General features: G+C 73.5%; 17 protein-coding genes. 3 read left to right on the top strand and 14 right to left on the bottom strand.

All coding sequences use genetic code 11. The annotated features are described in order from the left end of the window. Positions 1-28 precede the first annotated feature (28 nt). Positions 29-1,474: a phenylacetate--CoA ligase family protein gene (locus AA23TX_RS48235; RefSeq protein WP_230863134.1), complete on the top strand. Its 1,446-nt coding sequence runs from the start codon at positions 29-31 to the stop codon at positions 1,472-1,474. Here the strand turns inward: AA23TX_RS48235 and AA23TX_RS48230 are convergent. The 3 genes from AA23TX_RS48230 to AA23TX_RS48220 all read right to left on the bottom strand — a co-directional run bounded on the left by AA23TX_RS48230 (position 1,471) and on the right by AA23TX_RS48220 (position 4,752). Then, the gene (locus AA23TX_RS48230; protein WP_230863133.1) at positions 1,471-3,954 is read right to left on the bottom strand and encodes a tetratricopeptide repeat protein; all 2,484 of its coding nucleotides are present in this window, start codon (positions 3,952-3,954) and stop codon (positions 1,471-1,473) included. The genes AA23TX_RS48235 and AA23TX_RS48230 overlap by 4 nt on opposite strands. A gap of 130 nt (positions 3,955-4,084) precedes the next feature. Then, positions 4,085-4,393 carry a DUF4326 domain-containing protein gene (locus AA23TX_RS48225; protein ID WP_155549749.1) on the bottom strand — a complete coding sequence of 103 codons (309 nt, stop codon included), beginning with the start codon at positions 4,391-4,393 and terminating at the stop codon, positions 4,085-4,087. Positions 4,394-4,455: 62 nt separating this feature from the next. Further along, positions 4,456-4,752, bottom strand: coding sequence for a putative quinol monooxygenase (locus AA23TX_RS48220; protein WP_155549748.1), 297 nt, complete (start codon positions 4,750-4,752; stop codon positions 4,456-4,458). A gap of 96 nt (positions 4,753-4,848) precedes the next feature. Between AA23TX_RS48220 and AA23TX_RS48215 the strand changes: the two genes are divergently transcribed. Both AA23TX_RS48215 and AA23TX_RS48210 read left to right on the top strand, forming a co-directional pair. Further along, positions 4,849-5,805 (top strand): GlxA family transcriptional regulator, encoded by a 957-nt coding sequence (locus AA23TX_RS48215; RefSeq protein WP_155549747.1) that lies wholly within the window; start codon positions 4,849-4,851, stop codon positions 5,803-5,805. Positions 5,806-5,971: 166 nt separating this feature from the next. Continuing rightward, positions 5,972-6,361 (top strand): STAS domain-containing protein, encoded by a 390-nt coding sequence (locus tag AA23TX_RS48210; protein ID WP_155549746.1) that lies wholly within the window; start codon positions 5,972-5,974, stop codon positions 6,359-6,361. A 4-nt stretch (positions 6,362-6,365) separates the two neighbouring features. Here AA23TX_RS48210 and AA23TX_RS48205 read toward each other — a convergent pair whose 3' ends face one another. The 11 genes from AA23TX_RS48205 to AA23TX_RS48155 form a co-directional block, all read right to left on the bottom strand. Beyond that, complete coding sequence (locus AA23TX_RS48205; protein ID WP_155549745.1) at positions 6,366-6,743, bottom strand: response regulator; 378 nt, start codon at positions 6,741-6,743, stop codon at positions 6,366-6,368. Next, on the bottom strand, positions 6,740-7,981 hold the full coding sequence (locus AA23TX_RS48200) for a PAS domain S-box protein (RefSeq protein WP_155549744.1): 1,242 nt from the start codon (positions 7,979-7,981) through the stop codon (positions 6,740-6,742). The genes AA23TX_RS48205 and AA23TX_RS48200 overlap by 4 nt, the downstream gene beginning before the upstream one ends. A 41-nt stretch (positions 7,982-8,022) precedes the next feature. Next, positions 8,023-8,421 carry an ATP-binding protein gene (locus tag AA23TX_RS48195; RefSeq protein WP_155549743.1) on the bottom strand — a complete coding sequence of 133 codons (399 nt, stop codon included), beginning with the start codon at positions 8,419-8,421 and terminating at the stop codon, positions 8,023-8,025. A 71-nt stretch (positions 8,422-8,492) separates the two neighbouring features. Continuing rightward, positions 8,493-9,140 carry a response regulator transcription factor gene (locus AA23TX_RS48190; protein WP_155549742.1) on the bottom strand — a complete coding sequence of 216 codons (648 nt, stop codon included), beginning with the start codon at positions 9,138-9,140 and terminating at the stop codon, positions 8,493-8,495. A 55-nt stretch (positions 9,141-9,195) separates the two neighbouring features. Beyond that, the gene (locus AA23TX_RS48185) at positions 9,196-9,645 is read right to left on the bottom strand and encodes a DUF6292 family protein (RefSeq protein WP_230863132.1); all 450 of its coding nucleotides are present in this window, start codon (positions 9,643-9,645) and stop codon (positions 9,196-9,198) included. A gap of 43 nt (positions 9,646-9,688) precedes the next feature. Continuing rightward, positions 9,689-10,387, bottom strand: a complete 699-nt coding sequence (locus tag AA23TX_RS48180) for an RraA family protein (RefSeq protein WP_155549741.1) — start codon at positions 10,385-10,387, stop codon at positions 9,689-9,691. A gap of 9 nt (positions 10,388-10,396) precedes the next feature. Next, on the bottom strand, positions 10,397-10,726 hold the full coding sequence (gene cutA / locus AA23TX_RS48175; RefSeq protein ID WP_155549740.1) for a divalent-cation tolerance protein CutA: 330 nt from the start codon (positions 10,724-10,726) through the stop codon (positions 10,397-10,399). A 181-nt stretch (positions 10,727-10,907) separates the two neighbouring features. After that, complete coding sequence (locus AA23TX_RS48170) at positions 10,908-12,485, bottom strand: Hsp70 family protein (protein WP_155549739.1); 1,578 nt, start codon at positions 12,483-12,485, stop codon at positions 10,908-10,910. Position 12,486: 1 nt separating this feature from the next. After that, positions 12,487-13,734: a hypothetical protein gene (locus tag AA23TX_RS48165; protein WP_155549738.1), complete on the bottom strand. Its 1,248-nt coding sequence runs from the start codon at positions 13,732-13,734 to the stop codon at positions 12,487-12,489. After that, positions 13,731-15,206 carry a dynamin family protein gene (locus AA23TX_RS48160; protein WP_155549737.1) on the bottom strand — a complete coding sequence of 492 codons (1,476 nt, stop codon included), beginning with the start codon at positions 15,204-15,206 and terminating at the stop codon, positions 13,731-13,733. The genes AA23TX_RS48165 and AA23TX_RS48160 overlap by 4 nt, the downstream gene beginning before the upstream one ends. Next, the gene (locus AA23TX_RS48155) at positions 15,203-17,056 is read right to left on the bottom strand and encodes a dynamin family protein (protein ID WP_155549736.1); all 1,854 of its coding nucleotides are present in this window, start codon (positions 17,054-17,056) and stop codon (positions 15,203-15,205) included. Before AA23TX_RS48155 ends, AA23TX_RS48160 begins: the two co-directional genes overlap by 4 nt. Between the last annotated feature and the right edge of the window lie 29 nt (positions 17,057-17,085).

Below are 17,085 nucleotides of genomic sequence, written 5' to 3'. Positions count from 1 at the left end.
GACACGCGCCCGCGGCTATGCTCCGATCATGGACCTCGGTCGGCAGACCCGCGTGCGGCAGGCGTTCGACACCTTCTTCGGCCCGCCCGAGCCACCGGAAGCGGACCACGTCCTCGACCTCTTCCGCCGCACCGCCGAGACCGTGCCCGCGTACCGGAAATTCCTCCACGACCACGGCATCGCGCCCGAGGACATCCGGACCCCGGCGGACTTCCGGACGCTCCCGCTGCTCGACAAGGCCGGCTACCACCGGAAATACCCGCTGCCCGAGCTGTGCCGCGGCGGGACGTTCGCCGGCAACGACATGATCGCCGTCTCGTCCGGCTCCAGTGGCCGGCCGACGATCTGGCCGCGCGCGCTCGAGGACGAGCTGCACGTCGCGCGCCGGTTCGAAACCGTGCTGGTGGACGCCTTCGAGGCCGACCGGCGCAGCACGCTCGCCGTCGTCTGCTTCCCGCTCGGCACCTGGGTCGGCGGCCTGTTCACCACGGCTTGCGTGCGTCACCTCGCGGCCAAGGGCTGCCCGATCACCGTCGTGGCCCCGGGCAACAACAAGGCGGAGATCCTGCGGGTGCTCCCCGAGCTCGCGCCGCACTTCGAACAGGTGGTGCTGCTGGGCTACCCGCCGTTCGTCAAGGACGTCGTCGACACCGGTCTGGCCGAAGGCGTCGACTGGGCCGCGTACGCGATCAAGCTCGTGCTGGCGGGCGAAGTCTTCAGCGAGCAGTGGCGCGAGCTGGTGGCGCGGCGCGCCGGGGTCACCGACCCGATCCGGCACATCGCGTCGCTGTACGGCACGGCCGACGCGGGTGTCCTCGGCACCGAAACCCCGCGGTCGGCGGGCATCCGGCGGTTCTTCGCCGACCACCCGGACCTCGCCCGCGAGGTCTTCGGCGACGCGCGCCTCCCGACGCTCGTGCAGTACGACCCGGCCAGCCGCTTCTTCGAAGAACACGAGGGCACGCTCGTCTTCAGCGGCGACGGCGGCATCCCGCTGATCCGCTACCACATCGCCGACGACGGCGGGCTCCTGCCGCACGCCCAGCTGCTGGACTTCTGCGCCCGGCACGGTTTCACGCCGCCGCCCGGGCCGGAGCTGCCGTTCGTGTACGTGTTCGGCCGTTCGTTGTTCACGGTGTCGTTCTTCGGCGCGAACGTCTACCCGGAAAACGTCACCGTCGGCCTGGAGCAGCCCGGCATCAGCGACACCGTAACCGGCAAGTTCGTCATCGAGTCGGTCGAGGACGCCGACCGCGACCGGCGGCTGCGGATCACGGTCGAGACCGCGCCGGGCGCGACCGCCGACGCCCACCGGATCGCCGAGTCGGTCCGCGACCACCTCCGCAGGCTCAACAGCGAGTTCGCGCACTACGTCCCGGCCGAGCGGCAGCTGCCGGACGTCGTCCTGCGCCCGGCCGGCGATCCCGAGTACTTCCCCGTCGGGGTGAAGCACCGCTACACGCGGCCGTCCTAAGGCCGGGCGAGCTTCCGGAACCGGTCGCGCCGCTCGACGGCGGACGAGCCGTCCGCGATGTCGTCGTCGAACCACGAGGACAGCGCCGTCCACAGCTCGGCGCAGCCCGCGAAGTCGTCGACCCTGGCGTGCTCCGCCAGGTCGGTGATGTCGGCGGCCAGCTGGTCGAGCCGCTGGTCGCACTGGCGGACGTACTCGCGGACCACGATGTTCGCGTCCAGGCCCGTCTTCACGCGCCGGCCGGCGGCACCACGCAGCTGGGCGTGCAGCCGTTCCTCGCAGTACAGCGGGAATCCCGTGATCGACCCCGGGTAGCCCGAGTCCGCCGACCACGCGCGGAACGCGCAGATCGCCTGGTAGCGCGTGTACCAGTCCTGCTTGCCGGTCGCCAGCTCGGACAGCTTGCGCCAGGCGTCGCGGTCGGCCGCGCGCCAGCGGTCCAGCGTCCGGGCGTCCGGGGGCGGGTCGAGGGCCCGGGCGCGCCAGAAGTGCGCGCGGCACGCGGCGATCTCCCCGACGAGCTGCCGGACGTAGCTGACCTGCTCCCAGACGTTGGCGCGCTGCGGGCGCAGCGGCGCGGCGCGGTCCGGGGAGAACGTGACCATCTCGAAGACGCGGAACAGCTCGTGGCCGCGCAGCGCGACGAGGTCGGGGTCCTCCCCCATCAGCCACGACCGCCGTTCCGGCAGCCGGCCGCTGTGGCTGATCGTCGCGGCGTGGTACAGCTCGCGGACCGCGCGGCGGGCCACTTCGTCGCGTGCTTCGCCCACGAGACGCGGGTTGCGCGCGCGATCGCGAAGGTCACGCTCCCCGCGCGGGCCGACTTCGAGCATCGCGATGGCGTACACGCTCGCCGCGTTGTAGCACTCCTCCCACGACCTGCGGGTGCCCGCGGCTTCGACGGTCTCGTCGATCGCCCGCGGGTCCGGCGGCCAGTGGCGGTCCGGGCAGACGTCGGCGAGCCGCACGCGGCTGCCCGGGTACGCGACCGCGGGCGCGGGGACCGCGCCGGTCTCCGGCTCGACGTCGGCCATCGCGCGCCGCACCACCGTCCAGACCAGGGACAGGTCGAGCGCGCGGTTCGTCAGCTGCTGCCAGCTGCCGCGCCAGCGCCGCCAGAACCGGCGGTAGTCCGCGACGAGCCGTTCGATCTCGTACTGCGACAGGGCGCAGAAGTACGACCGCATCTCGGCGGCGCGCTGGTTGTACTCGGCCAGCTGCGCCGGAGTCGCGTCTTGTACGACCAGTTCGTCGGCCGGGACCTTGAGCACGCGGCGGTGCAGTTCGAGCCGCTCCTCGCGCGGGATCGTGTGGGGCCGCACGCGCACGTCGAGCTCGACGTAACGGCGGAAACGCAGCTCCAGCGCCACTCTCAGCTCGGCGCGGCGCAGCGCCCTGGCGTCGCCGGGCACGCCCGCCGTCGTCCGCCGCACCCACCACGAGCCGGCCACGGAGTCGCCGTGGCCGAGAACGAGCGCGTGCCGGTAGCGGGCGATCAGCAGCGCGACGGCACGGCCGCGGCCCGCGTGCCGGGGCTGGCGCGCGAAGTCCGGGCCGATCCACCACCGCGCCAGCTTCGGGTTGCCCCGGCTGCAGACGGTGATCACGTCGTCGTACGTGGCGAGCGCGTCGAGGTGCAGGTCGAGCTGCTCCTGCAAGGCGGCGATCTCGAGTCTGATGTAGACGTTCGACGGGTCGAGGCTCACCGCGCGGTAGTACTCGGCGAGGGCTTCGTCGTAGCGGCGGTGCACGATGAAGTGGTTGGCGCGCTGGTAGGCGTCGAACAGCTCGTACGGGATCTTCGCGCCCCGCCAGGCCGCCCAGTGGATGTTCGTGCGGACGTAGGCGCTGCGCGGGATCACGAGCGCGGCGACGGCGTTGGCCGCGCGGTGCAGCACGCGCGGCCAGCTCTCGTCCTCGATCACCAGCGGGCTGGCGGCGAACCGCGGGACGCGCACCAGCTCCAGGATGAGCTGGTAACGGCCGGACGTGTTGCCGAGCCGGACCGTGCCGGTGACGGTGAACGCCGCCGGCGGCTGGGCGAGCCGGACCAGCTTGGTCGCGGCCTTCCACCAGCCGTCCGCGGAGTCGCCGGCGTGCTCGACGATCTGGATGAAGTCGTAGGAGCTCCCCGCGCCCGGTACCGGGGTCGGCGTGTAGAGCCGGGAGTCGTTGAGGATCCGCTTGAACGCGGCGGTCAGCTCGACGGCGGAGTCGATCTCGCGGTCGTGGCTGCCGTCCGGGCGCTCGTCGGCGAAGAGACGGATGTCGATCTGGTTGGCGCGGTAGGCGGCGCCCTCCAGGCGGGCCCGGCCGACGAAGTACAGCGTCAGCACCGCGGAGATGATCACGACGGACGTCTGCAGCACGGTCCAGGTGATGACGCTCGCGACCTTCGGGTCTCGGACGAAGGTCCAGCTCTGGAAGAACGGCAGGTAGGGCACGACGGCGAAGCCGGCCGCGACGAGCCCGGCCGTCACCGCCGCGAGCCACCATCTGATCCGGTGAGCCGCCGGAAGTTCAGCCTGATCGAAGCCGCCGTGACGTCGCGCGGGCACCGTCGATCACCCCCTCGTGTCGCCAGGTTACTCGCGGAGGGGGTGTGTTTCGTTACCGCCCGTGATCCGCGAGCTCGGCGATCACCTGGGCGTGGCACAGTTCGGGGACGCACCAGCACCCGAGCCGCTTCCCCCGCAGCTCCGGCAAGAGCGCGAGCAGGTCCGGCCGGGAAAGCAGGTGCTCGCGGTACTTCGTGACGACGTCCTCGCGGGAGCCGTCCTTCCCCGGCTTGAACGGGCTGGCGAGCTTCGACCCGGCGAGGTGCCAGCCGCCCCGGTGCATGGCCCGCCCGACGTAGACGACGTCGGCGTAGTCCGGGTCGTCGCGGTGACCTTTGAGGTTGACGACGGTGGTGGGCATCGGCGCTCCTTCCTCGCCGCCCGGCCTGGCGGCCCCGGCGCGGGGCCGCCAGGCGGGAGGCGTCACGGCAGCTTGACCGCCAGCAGGTCGGTTTCGCGGATCTCCGGCGGCGCGCTGAGCATCGTCGCCGCCGCTTCGGTCAACGCGGCCGCGATGCGGCCTTCGAGGTGGGCGCGGCGGCCCTGCTCGTCGGCGAAGGTGTCGAACACCCCGAACGTCGTGGCGTCCAGCCGGAACGCGAACCACGCCAGGGTGTGCTGTTCGGCCTTCGCGAGCTCGACCGCGTCGCGCAGCATCGCCTCGACCTTGTCGGCGTACTCGGGCTTGGCCTCGATCCGGGCCAGCAAACCGATCTTCATCTTCGCTCCTCGTCTCGTTCGGACCCCACCGAAACTAGGGCCGCCGACGGGGCCCGCGTCAGTGGCAGAAACGACATTTTTGCTACCGTTTCCGACATGAAGGTCGCGGTGCTGGCGTACGACGGGGTGTTCGACTCGGGACTGGCGGCGGTGCACGACGTCCTCGACACGGCGAACGCCATGCGCGGCATGCTGGACCGGCCGCCGCCCGCCTGGGACGTCACCACGATCGGCGCGAAGCGGCGGGTGCGGACCGGAGCCGGGCACGTCGTCGCCACCGAACCCCTGCGGCACGTGGCGGACGCCGAGCTGCTGGTCGTGCCCGCGCTCGCCGAGCGGCGGCCCGACGAGCTGATCGCGTACGTGTCGGGGCCGGGTTCGGAGCCGGGACGACGGACGGTCGCCCGGGCGTGCGCGGCCGGGACGCCGATCGCGTCCGCGTGCACCGGCACGTTCCTGCTCGCCGAGGCCGGTGTGCTCGACGGGCACCGCGCGACCACCAGCTGGTGGCTGGCCCCGGTCTTCCGGGCGCGCTACCCGGACGTCGAGCTCGACCAGACGCGGATGGTGGTCGGCTCGGCCGGGGTGACCACCGCCGGAGCGGCGTTCGGGCACGTCGACCTGGCGCTTTCGATCGTCCGGCACCGCAGCCCCGCGCTCGCCGAGCTCGTCGCGCGGTACCTGGTGGTGGACGAGCGCCCGTCGCAGTCGGCTTACACGATCGCGAGCGCGCTGGCCGGGCACGACCCGACGGTCGCGGCGTTCGAGAGCTGGGTCCGGGCGCGCCTGGCGGAGCCGATCAGCCTCCCGGCGGCGGCGCACGACCTCGGCGTCAGCGAACGCACGCTGCAACGCGCGGTCCGGCGCACGCTCGGGACGTCGCCAGTGCGGTTCGTGCAGGACCTGCGCGTCGAGCAGGCGGCGCACCTGCTGCGCACGACGGGCCTGTCGCTGGAGTCGATCGCCCGCAAGGTCGGCTACGAGCACCCCGGCACGCTGCGGGAGCTCTTGCGCGACCGGACGGGCAAGCCGGTGGCCTCACTGCGCGGATGAGGGGGTCCGGCGGAGTGCGTCGGTGGTCGACCTAGTGCACATGCACTATGCTGGTGGTTCACGGTTGAGCCGTCAGCCGCTGCCGGACGTTCCGCGCCCGGGCGGTGAGCTGCGTTCCGCCCTTCGTCCGGCCCGCCTCCGCTGCTCGACGAAAGGGTGTGCCGCGATGGTTCCCGAACCTCGCTCGGCCGACCACGACAACTCCACCGCCCGCATCGACGTCGGCGGCCACCTGTCCCTGCGCGTGTCGCACCCCACCCCGCGCACCGTGCTGATCCAGGTGTCCGGAGAGGTCGACCTGAGCACCGCGCGCAAGCTCGACGAGGTCCTGCGCTCGCGGATCCGCGGCCCGGTCGGCACGGTCGTGATCGACCTCGACGGCGTCACGTTCTTTTCCGTCGCCGGGCTGAACTCGCTGCTGCGCGCCCAGCTCCTCGCCGACGCCGCCGGAGCGCACCTGACGGTGGACCCCGGCGGGTCGCGGGCCGTGGCGCGGCTGTTCACGTTGCTGCCGATGGACTTCTACGGCGTGATGAGCCCCCGCGCGGTCGGCTGACCGCTCACGACGGCGGCCGCCCCAGCCGCCGGACGGCCTCGACGATCTCCACGTTCGCCACGCCCTTCACCAGGTATTCGGTGACGCCGGCCGCGGCGAGCGCGGCCATCGACGCCCGGTCGGCGTAGGCCGAGAAGGCCAGGATCGCGGTGTCCGGGCTGCACCGGGCGATCTCGCGCGCCGCCCGGGCGCCCCCGCCGCCCGGCATCCGGACGTCGAGGACCGCGACCGCGGGCCGGTGGTGCCCGGCGAGCCGGATCGCTTCGTCGGCGTCGCCGGCGACCGCGACGACGGCGATGTCGGGCTCCTCGTCGAGGACCTCCTTGAGGACGGCGCGGATCATCTCGTCGTCGTCGGAGATCAGCACCCGCACCTCGGTCACGGTTCGAGCCCCATCACATCGGGCAGCATCGGCAGCCAGAACTCGACGGACGTGCCGCGGCCGGGCACGCTCGTCACCGACAGCCAGCCGTTCGCCGCTTCGGCTCGTTCGTGCATCTCGACCAGGCCGAAGTGGCCCGAGCCGGCGTCCTCCCCCGCCGTGCCGGCGCCGTCGTCGGAGATCCGCACGAGCGTTCCGTTGTCCGTGGTGGACAAGTGGAGGTCGACCCGGGTGGCACGGGCGTGCTTGTGGATGTTGCTGAGCGCTTCCTGGCAGATCCGGTACGCGGTGATCGCGGCGGCGGCCGACGGCTCGGCGGTGAGCTCGTCCCGCACCGCGTGCGCCAGCCCCCAGCGGCCCGCCACCTCTTCGACGTAGGCGGAGACGGCCTCCACCAGGCCGTGCTGGTCGAGCTCCGGCGGCCGCAGCCGGGACACCAGGCCCCGCAGCCTGCCGATGGCGGCCTGCACCGCGTCGTCGAGCCCCGCCACGGCGCTCGCGTGCGGCTCGGGCAGCCGGGAAGCGAGCAGCTGCAGGCGCATGCCGACGGCGACCATGGACTGGATGGACTCGTCGTGGACGTCCCAGGCGATCCGGCGCCGTTCGACCTCCTGCGCCTCGACGAGGTGGCCGACCAGCCGGCGGCGTTCGCGCAGCGCCTGCTCGGCGTTGCGGCGTTCGGTCATGTCGCGGGTGACCTTCCCGAAGCCGTGGAGCCGGTGCGCTTCGTCGTACAGCGCCGTGATCACGACGTTCGCCCAGAACCGGGTGCCGTCCTTACGGATCCGCCAGCCTTCGTCTTCCAGCCTGCCCTCGGCGACCGCGACCTCCAGCTCCCGCGCCGGCTTGCCCGCCGCCACGTCCTCCGCCGGGTAGAACATCGAGAAGTGCCGTCCGATGGCCTCCCGCGCCGACCAGCCCTTGATGCGCTGCGCGCCGGCGTTCCAGCTCGAGATGTTCCCGATGCGGTCCAGCATGAAGATCCCGTAGTCCTGCACGCTCTGCACCAAGAGCCGGAACCCCTGCTCGCTCTCGCGCAGCGCCTCCTCGGCGGCGCGGCGCTCGCCGGACGACGGCTCCGCTTCCACGGGGTCGGGCACGGAAAGCCGCCGCCCGAGGACCTCCCGCGCCGGCCGTCCGGTGACCCGCTCGGCCTCCGCGCTCCAGCTCGCGACGCGTCCCTGTGCGTCCAGCCCCACGCTCACGTGGTCCGCACCCGGCCGAAGCTCGTCGTCCATGCCGTCACTGTGCCGGATGGCCGCGCGGCCGGCACTTCGCGTCAGCCGGCCAGCTCGGCCGACGGTGCGGACAGCGCGCACCAGACCACCTTTCCCAGGCCGTGCCGCGCGGTCCCCCAGTCCAGGGACAGCCGCTCGACCAGGACGAGACCCCAGCCGCCGTCGGCGCCGGGCGGCCGCCGCACGGGCGGCGCCGGGTCGTCGTCGAAGACCTCGATGCGGACGTGCCCGGCCCCGACGCTCAACCGGAGGACCGGCCGGCCGGTGCCGTGCCGCAGGGCGTTGGTCGCGAGCTCGGTGACGATCAGCAGCGCGTCGTCGACAACGGTGGCGCAGGCCCAGGCGGTGAGGGTGACCCGGGCGAACCGGCGCGCGACGGCCAAGCCGCCCGCCGGATCGGTCAGGCCGCACTCCGCGACGAGCGGCGCCGGGATGTCCACGGCGTCCAGCCTGCCGGGCGGCGCCCCGGCGCACGAGATGCAAACCGGGACCCTCGGCTGATGCAGGTGCATCAGCCGAGGAGGCCCTCCCGGCGGGCCACGGCGACCGCTTCGAGCTTCGACCGCGCGCCGAGCTTCTCCAGCACCCGCTGGACGTGGTTGCGCGTGGTGTTGCGGGAGACGCCGAGCCGAGCCCCGATCTCCTCGGTGGTGGCGCCCTCCGCGAGCAGGTCGAGGGTCTCGCGCTCCCGCGCGGTGAGTTCCGAGCCGCGGGCCGCCAGCCGGCCGGTGAGCCGGTCGAAGATCTCGGGCAGCAGCTCCTGGTCGAAGACCACGCCACCCGCGGCGACGTCCCGCACCGCGGACTCCAGCACGCCGAGCTGCGACGACTTGAGCAGCAGCCCGGACCCACCGGCCTTCGCGACCTGCACGGCGACCGACGGGGTCGCGTCCCCGGTCAGCACCAGCACGCGCGCGCCGCTCTCGCCGAGCTCCGCGATGACGCCGAGGGCGTCGCCGTCGGCGAGCCGCCGGTCCAGCACCACGACGTCCGGGCCGTGCTCGCGCGCGTCGGCGACGGCTCCGCTGCGGGAGCGGGCGCGGCCGACCACGGTGATCCCGTCGGCGCGGTCGAGGGCCTGCTGCAGCGCCTCGGCCACCATGTCGTGGTCCTCCACGAGGAGGACACGGACGGGTTTCGGTTCCTCGGCGCTGCTCACGGGGTTCCCTCGCTGGACGGTCGCTGCCCGCCCATCCTAGGCGCCCCGCGGCGCTTCACCACGGCGGCGAGCTCGCCCTCAGCAGTCCTTCGGGCCCGGTGACCGGCAGCAGGCCGACGAGGTCCTCGTGCCGGCCGGGCGCCCGGAAGACGGGCGGGCGGGACGAGCCGACGGCCGGCAGCCGGGCGGCGAACCGCGCGACCGCGTGCGGTGGCGGCACGACATCGGTCCCGCCGAGGTAGGCGAGCACCTGCGGCACGCCGTCCGCGGGCTCGGCCACCGCCGACCAGCCGTGCACCTCGTGCCAGATCAGCGCGAGGTCCCGCCCCGGCCCTTCGAGCGCCACATAGCCGGACGCGGGGACGTGGGGGTCGAGCGAACACGATTCGAACCCGACACCGACGGCCCGGGCGACCCGCCCCACGTAGGCCCGCAGGCCACGCGCGAAGTGGTATTCGGTGTCCCGGCCGAACCCGATGAGGATGTCCTCGATCTCGCCTTCCACACCGCCGCGGGTACCCCGTCCGGCGGAACATCACACTTTCGGGTCACTCCTCGATCGCCCCGCCGACGGCCCGCAGGTGCGCGCGGAACGTCAGGCCCGGATCCGTTTCGCGCGCGGCGAGGAACTCGGCGAAACGGACCTGGTCGCGCAACGGCTCGCCGGCCCGGATCCGCTCCGCTTGGCGGCGTTCGGTGTCGCGGATGCCCTCGGCCAGGGTGAACAGCTCGTCCGCGCGGTCCTGCGGGAGGAAGACGACGCCGTCGTCGTCGCCGGCGACGAGGTCCGCCGGGCCGATCCGCCAGGGACCGACGATCGCTTCGGCGAGCCCGCCGTCGATGCGCGGGCCCAGGGCGAGCGGGCCGGTGGGGATCGAGCCGAGGCTGAACACCGGCAGCCCGATCGCGCGGATGTCGGCGGTGTCGCGGTGCAGGCCCCAGATCACGACCCCGGCGAGCCCGGCCGCGCGCGCTTCGAGGACGACGAGGTCGCCGACGCAGCTTTCGTCGAGCCGGCCGCCGTTGTCGACCACCAGCACCCCGCCCGCCGGGGCGTGCTCGAAGGCTTCCAGGAAGACGTCGACGCTGCCGACGTGCCGGGCCGGGACCGCCGGCCCCAGCAGCCGGGTGCCGGAGACGACGGCGCGCGTCGCCGCGGGGGCGCAGCGCACCGGGAGACCGGCGCGGATGCACGCGTCGGCGAGGTGGGCGGTGGTGAGGGAGGCGAAGCGGGTGCTGAGGTCCATGCCTCGAAGCTAACCACCGTTCCCGGTTTCGGTGGTCACCCAGGTCAGGTAGTCCGCGCTGCCGCCTTCGATCGGCGTCGCGATCACCTCGGGCAGGTCGTAGCCGTGCAGCTGCTTGATGCGCTCGGTGAGCGCGGGCACCCGGGCGGCGGTGGTCTTGATCTCGACGCGCCACTCCCGGTCGGTCCGCACCGCGCCCTCCCAGCGGTAGACGCTGGTCACCGGCCCGACGATCTGCGCGCAGGCCCCGAGCCGCTCTTCGACGAGCTTCACGGCCAGCTCCCCGGCCGCCGTCTCGGAGTCGGTCGTGGACGTCACGATCACGTGCTCTGCCGCCATGCCGCGAGGCTACCGGCGGCGCGGTCGCGGCGAGCCGCGGCCGAGCGGGCCGGCTCCCACCCCCTCGGTGGGAGCCGGCCCTGGATCCGGCGACCGGGCCGGCCCCCGAACCGCACGCGCCGGCCCGGCCCCTCACCCGGCGGGCGGTACCCCTTCCGCCGGGAACTTCTCCCCCGTCAGCTCACGGCGTCGGCTTCGTGCTCGTCGTGGTCGTCGGCGTGGTGGTCGTCGTCGGGGTGGTCGTCTTCGTCGGCGTGGTCGTTCTCGGCGGGGTCTTGCGCCGGGTCGTCGCGGGTGGGTTCGTGTGCGGGGCCGCCACCGTCGCGTGCGTCGTCTCCGGGGCCTCCGGGGAGGGCACCGTCACCAGCGTCGGCGTGTCGGTCGCCGCGGTCGTCGCCGGTGGGGTGCCGCCCGAGGGGCTTCCGCCCGAGCTCGCCACCGCCACCGCCACGCCGCCGATCGCCACCACCGCCACCGCGCACAGCCCCACCACGACCCCGCGGCGCGAGGCCCGCCGTCCCGGGCTCGCCTCGGCCTTCGCGCGGCCCAGCGACGGCGGCGGTGCACCCGCGCCGAACCCGGGCGTCGCCATCGTCTTCGTCTCCTCGCGCGGGGGCGGCACGCGGGGAACGGCCGGGACCGGCGGCGGGGGCACCGGCCGGATCGACGGCTGCGAGCGCGTCGCCTGGACCAGGCCGGACCGGCCGGACGCCAGCGCCGCGGCGCCGAGCGCGACCCCGTACTTCGGGTGGATGTCGACCGCCGTCGGGCGGCCCAGCTCGGCCGACACCAGCTGGGACACCAGCGGGATCCGCGACGAGCCGCCGACCAGCAGCACCGCCCCGAGGTCGGCCGGCCGGAGGTTCGCCGAGCGCAGCGCCCGGTGCAGCGAACCGATCGTCGCGGTGATCGACGGCCGGATCATCTCCTCGAACTCGCCGCGGGTCAGGCGCACCTCCGTCTGCACCGACGGCAGCAGCACCGGAACGGCCGTCTCGGTGTCGGCCGACAGGGCTTCCTTCGCCAGCACGCACTCCTGGCGCAGCCGCACGACCGCCGCCACCGCGCCGGCGTCGTCCGGGTCGATCTGCGACAGCTTCCCGTCGAGCGCCCGGTCGACGTGCCCGAACACCGCTTCGTCGAAGTCGACGCCGCCGAGGCCCTCGATGCCCTCCGGGCTGCCGAGGATCTCGAAGCCGTTGCCGCGCTTGCGGAGCACGGTCGCGTCGAACGTGCCGCCGCCGAGGTCGTACACCGCGACGACGGCGCCGTCCTCCAGCCGTTCCTGGGACGCGTAGTGCGCGGCCGCCGCTTCAGGCTCGGTGATCAGGCCGACGCGGTCGATCCCGGTCAGCCGCGGCACCTGCTCGAACAGCTCCCGCTTGTACGGCCCCCAGTTCGCCGGGTGCGTGAGCGTGATCCGGTCCGGCCGGCCGCCCTGCTGCCCGGCTACCGTCCGCACCACGTACCCGAGCAGGTGCGCCATCAGCGACGCCACCGAATGCGGCGCGCCGCCGAGCAGCACCGGCGTCGGGTCGCCGAGGCGCCGCTTGAACTCCCGCGCCACGCGGTCGGGCTCGACGGCCGCGCGCCGGCTCGCGGCGTCGCCGACCAGCACGCTGCCGTCGGCCCGCAGCAGCACCACCGACGGGATGGCCGCCGTCCGGTCGCCGAGCGACACCATCTCGACGTGGCCGGCGCTGTCGACGGCGGCGGCCGTGAAGGTCGTGCCGAGGTCGATGCCCAGTCCGTAGCCCATGTCAGCCTCCGCCGGCGGTGTGCGCGTGATCGAAAGTCGGGTGCTCGTCCGGAACCCGCCCGGGTTCCTCGAGGTGGTCTTCGTGCGACGGCGGGCCGGGTGGCTCCACCGGGGGCAGGTCGTGCGGCTCCGGCGGTGGATCGTCCGGCGGGTGATCCGCGTCCGGTGCGTGGTCCGGCTCCGGCCGGTGGTCGGGCTCCGGCTCGTGGTGGCGCGGCGGCTCGAACGGGTGCTCCTTCTCCGCGGGGTGCGGCCGGGTGCCCGTGACCTCACCGGCGTCGTGGTGCTTCGGCTCGGGGTCGGTGGCGAAACTGTGCTTCGCCACCGGGTGCTCGGCCAGCTGCGACGACGCCGCCGCGAACGTCGTCGTCGTCTCGACCGCGACCGGCGGCGGCGCCGGTGTGTCCACTGTGGACGGCTGACGGCTGAACGTCACGACCGGCGCCGACGGCGTCCCGGGCAGCGACGGCGACGGCGCGGTGACCTGCGCGGTCACCGTGGCACCGCGGCCCTTGTCGGCGATCACCTCGGTCTGGTGGATGGTCGGCCCGGCCGGCTCGCCGAACGGGTCGTCGGCACTGGCCTGCTGGTCCACGGTGACCCCGACGTCGATCCCGGGCGGCCCGGTCTCGGCCTCGTCGAGGACGACCGTCTCCTCCTGGAACACCTCGATGTCGCCGTGCCCCGGCGCGTCCGGGGTGAGCTCGTAGGTCAGCGAACCCTGGTGCTCCACGGTGATCGTGCCGTCCGGGTTCTCGTGGACGACGATGTCGGCGTCCTGGACGATGTCGATGTCCGTGTCGCCCGGCGTCCCGTCCCCGGGCACGACGATGTGCTGGTGGTCGGTGTACACCTCGTCGCGGCCGTTGTTGTGCACCACGAACCGCTCGGTCGCGTCGATGACGAAGTTGCCGAACTCGTCCTCGTGGACTTCGATCTGCTCGAACTCCTCGACGGTCGGCAGCTCCTTCAGCGGCAGGCCGTCGGTGGTCTCCGGGTGCCAGACCGTGCCGGTCTGCGCTTCCACGTGACCGTCTTCGCCGCGGGTGACGGTGCTGGTCTCGACCTCGGGCACGTACTCGTGGGCGGGGACGTCGTGCGGGGTCTCGGCGGCGGCCGGCTCCGGCTGGGGCGGTGGCGCCGACGCGGCGGGCGACCCCGGCGTGAGCGCGTTGCCCGCCACTTCGGACGCGACGGCGCCGGCGACGGCCGCGGCCGCCTTCTTGATCTTCTTCGGCAAGTCGGTCACGACAAGACCTCCGCCCGGGCTTCGCTGAGCAGGATTCCTTCGCAGGTGCGCACCAGCACGCGGGCCGCGTCGCGGACGTCGCGCGGGGACGCGGGGTGCTCGGCGCGCCGCTGCCACCTCAGCAGCTGCGCGCCGAGCGCCTGCCGGACCGCGGCGCGGCCCGCGTCCCCCGGCAGGTTCAGCCGGCTCGGCACGTCCACCCCGGCCGCGCCGAGCAGCCGTTCCGCGTCGCGGGCCTCGTCGGTGGTGAAGAGCACGACGCCGAGCCGGATCGAGTCGATCAGCTGGATCTCGGCGAACTCGTGCGCCCCCGCGACGATCCGCTCCCACTCGTGCAGCAGCCCGCCGGTGCGGTCCGGGTAGGCGCGCAGCACCAGTTCGGCCGCCTGCAGCGCGGAGCGCGCCTTGAGCACGTCGGCCCGCGCGGCGAACTGGGTGGTCAGCAGGGACCGCAGCCGGTGCAGGCCGCTGCGGGCCAGCAGCTCGCCGGACAGCGCCCGCGCGCCGGTCACCAGGCCACCGCGGGTCAGCTCGACCGCCACCCGGACGCCGAACAGTCCGTAGCGGGCCAGCAGCTCCGCGCGCTCGGCCGCCGGGACGTCCACTTCGGACTCCGCGCGGGCGAGCCGGTCGGCCGACGTCAGCAGCCTCGCGACCTCCGCCTCCGGCGCGGCGGCCAGCACGCGGAACGCGCGGTATTCGGACTCCTTGAGCGAGGCGGCGGAGCTGGCCAGCAGGCCGGCCACCGGGACCACGGTCTGGCACAGGCCCCGGACGCGGGAGTCGCGGGCGTAGCGGTCGGCGATCCTGGCCGCCGAGTCGAGCGCGTCGCCGCGGGCGTGCCCGACCTCGTCGGCCCGGGACAGCACGCCGATCGTGTTCACCGGGCGCCGCTGCGCCGGGTCGTCGTGGAAGGCGTCGAGGAACCGGACGTCGTCGCCGTGGACGTGGCGCATCAGGTACACCACGGCGTCCGCGGTGCCGACGCCGTCACCCTCGGGGACCAGCGCGACCTCGGTGCGTCCGGAGACCTCCGAGCGCGCCGAACCCAGCCCGGGCGTGTCGATCAGCGTCATCGCCCGCAGGGCCGGCGACGGCCAGTCGACGACGAGCCGGTCGACGTCGCCGGGCGCCATGCCGAGCTCGAGGCCGAGCGTGCCGGACAGCCGCCCGAACGGCAGCTGGCGCGGCATCCCGCGGACCGGGTGCAGCATGATCCGGTAGGTCGGGCCGTTGCGGTACCAGGTGACGACGCGGGTGCACTCCCCCGCGTCGGTCGCCGCCAGCTCCTGGCCGACGAGCGCGTTGAGCAGGGTGGACTTGCCGGCCTTGACGCGGCCGGCGATGGCGACGCGCAGCGGTTCGGCCAGCCGGCCGGCGATCTGCCGCAGCTGCGGCTCGGCCGGCGTGCCGGCGTACCCGGCGCACGCGCGGGCGACGAACCCGCGGACCTGGACGTAGAGCGGGGTCATCGCGTCACCGCCGGGACGGCTGCGGGCACGGCTTTGGGTGCACTGCGCAGGGTGAGCTCGTCGGCGCGCCGGCCGAGCACTTCGAGGGCTTCGATGTCGGCCTCCAGCCGCTTGAGCTCGCCCGTCTCGGCGTCGTCCTCGACGACCGCCTTCTTCGCGTTCGCCAGCGCTTCGGTGAGGGACCGCTGGAGCTCTTCGACGCGGGCGCTGTAGGCGTCGCGGAGTTCTCTTTGGACGGTCCGCATCGCGTCACGGGAGTCCTTGCCGACCTGGAGGTTGAACTCGTCGACGAACCGGCGCACGGCCGTCTTGGCCAGGCCGCGGCGCTTTTCCAGCTGCCGCTTGCGTTCGTCCATGAAGCCGGAGCGGCCCATCAGCAGGCCGGCCGCGACGCCGAACGGGGTGGGGATGGCCAGCGCGGCCATCTTCGTGAGCATCGAGAACATCAGGAAGCCGCTGTAGGCCTTCTGGAACGCGGCCATCCCGGTGGTGCCGCGGGTCTTGACGCCGGTGAACGACGAGTCGATGTCGATCTCCTCGACGACCTGGACCGGCGCCTGCACTTCGCGCGGCAGCACGGCCTGGGACTCGGCGAGCTCGAAGTGCTCGGCGACGCGGGCGGCGAGGCCGCGGGCCTGCTTGATGAAGGTCGCGTAGTTCTCGAGGGTCTCGTTCGCGAGCCGCTGGCGCAGCCATTTCTCGAACTCGGCCCAGTTCTTGGCGGGGTCGCCTTCTTCGATGGCCTCTTCGGCCTCGTGCAGCACACCGCGGGAGCGGGCGCGCAGGTCGTAGTCCACATCGGACGAAATGTCGGCGAAGCCGTCGAAGAGCAGCTGCTGCCACTTCGCGGACTGGCTGCGCAGCGCGTCGACGCGGTCGTTGACCCGGGTCAGCTCCGCGACGAGCGCGGCGGACTGCTCCGGGTGCGCGAGGGAGGTGCGGCGGGCGCGCAGGGCGGCGTGCAGCTGGCCGACCGCGGACCCGACGTGCAGGCCCACGGCGTTGAGCGCGGACCGTTCGGCGTCGCCGACCACGCCCTGCAGCCGCTTGACCAGCTGCGGGAAGCCGGATTCGACGTTCAGCTCCTGGTCGGCCGAGCGCGCCGCGACGGTGCGCAGCTCCGAGGAGACGGCGACGGTGTCGATGGCGATCCCGCACGCTTCGAGGTGGCCGGCGTTGAGCTCGAGGATCCGGCGCCACTGCGGGTAGAGGTCGATCTTGGTGAGGACGAAGAAGACGCTCGGGCAGAGTTCCTTGACGGTGCGGAGGAACCGCAGCTCGGCACCGGTGAGTTCCTGGGACGCGTCGGAGAGGAAGAGAACGGCGTGCGCTCGCGGCAGCGAGCTGACCGTGACGGCGTTGTGCAGCGAGCCGAGGCCGCCGACGCCGGGGGTGTCGACCAGCACCAGCCCACCGGAGAGCAGCTGGCGGCTGATCGACGCCGTGACGGATTTGAGCTTGCGGACGTTGCCGGGGTTCCCGGCTTCGCTCACGTGGGTCGGAAGGTCGTCGAGGGAGATCCGCTCGGTCCACGGCGGCGACGACGGGTCGGCCGGTTCGTAGGTCGCCAGAGCCCCGGACTCCGGCGCGTACCGGACGACGGTCGGCACCGCGGTCGCGATGTCGTCGTCGACCGGGCAGATCTTCGCGGTCAGCAGGGCGTTGACGAGCGAGCTCTTGCCCTGCTTGAACTCCCCGACGACGTAGACGGTGACGTCCGGTTCGGACAGCAGGCGCCGGGCGTCGGTGAGGCGCTGGACGAGATCGTCCCGTCCGTAGGCCGTCGCCCCCTTGACCGCGAGGTCGAGGGTGTCGAGGGCGATGCGCCCCCCGCCACTCGGCTCCTGCATGACCGCTCCTTCATTCCTTACTGTTCTTC

The sequence above is a fragment of the Amycolatopsis camponoti genome, assembly GCF_902497555.1.
Classification (GTDB): Bacteria; Actinomycetota; Actinomycetes; order Mycobacteriales; family Pseudonocardiaceae; genus Amycolatopsis; species Amycolatopsis camponoti.
This window is presented reverse-complemented; position numbering and strand designations above follow the sequence as displayed.

Bases quoted from the DNA above. Each gene is read 5' to 3' on its own strand.
- AA23TX_RS48235 (WP_230863134.1), top strand. From the start codon at position 29: ATGGACCTCGGTCGGCAGACCCGCGTGCGGCAGGCGTTCGACACCTTC.
- AA23TX_RS48225 (WP_155549749.1), bottom strand. From the start codon at position 4,393: ATGCCCACCACCGTCGTCAACCTCAAAGGTCACCGCGACGACCCGGAC.
- AA23TX_RS48220 (WP_155549748.1), bottom strand. From the start codon at position 4,752: ATGAAGATCGGTTTGCTGGCCCGGATCGAGGCCAAGCCCGAGTACGCC.
- AA23TX_RS48215 (WP_155549747.1), top strand. From the start codon at position 4,849: ATGAAGGTCGCGGTGCTGGCGTACGACGGGGTGTTCGACTCGGGACTG.
- AA23TX_RS48210 (WP_155549746.1), top strand. From the start codon at position 5,972: ATGGTTCCCGAACCTCGCTCGGCCGACCACGACAACTCCACCGCCCGC.
- AA23TX_RS48200 (WP_155549744.1), bottom strand. From the start codon at position 7,981: ATGGACGACGAGCTTCGGCCGGGTGCGGACCACGTGAGCGTGGGGCTG.
- AA23TX_RS48180 (WP_155549741.1), bottom strand. From the start codon at position 10,387: ATGGACCTCAGCACCCGCTTCGCCTCCCTCACCACCGCCCACCTCGCC.
- cutA (WP_155549740.1), bottom strand. From the start codon at position 10,726: ATGGCGGCAGAGCACGTGATCGTGACGTCCACGACCGACTCCGAGACG.
- AA23TX_RS48170 (WP_155549739.1), bottom strand. From the start codon at position 12,485: ATGGGCTACGGACTGGGCATCGACCTCGGCACGACCTTCACGGCCGCC.
- AA23TX_RS48160 (WP_155549737.1), bottom strand. From the start codon at position 15,206: ATGACCCCGCTCTACGTCCAGGTCCGCGGGTTCGTCGCCCGCGCGTGC.
- AA23TX_RS48155 (WP_155549736.1), bottom strand. From the start codon at position 17,056: ATGCAGGAGCCGAGTGGCGGGGGGCGCATCGCCCTCGACACCCTCGAC.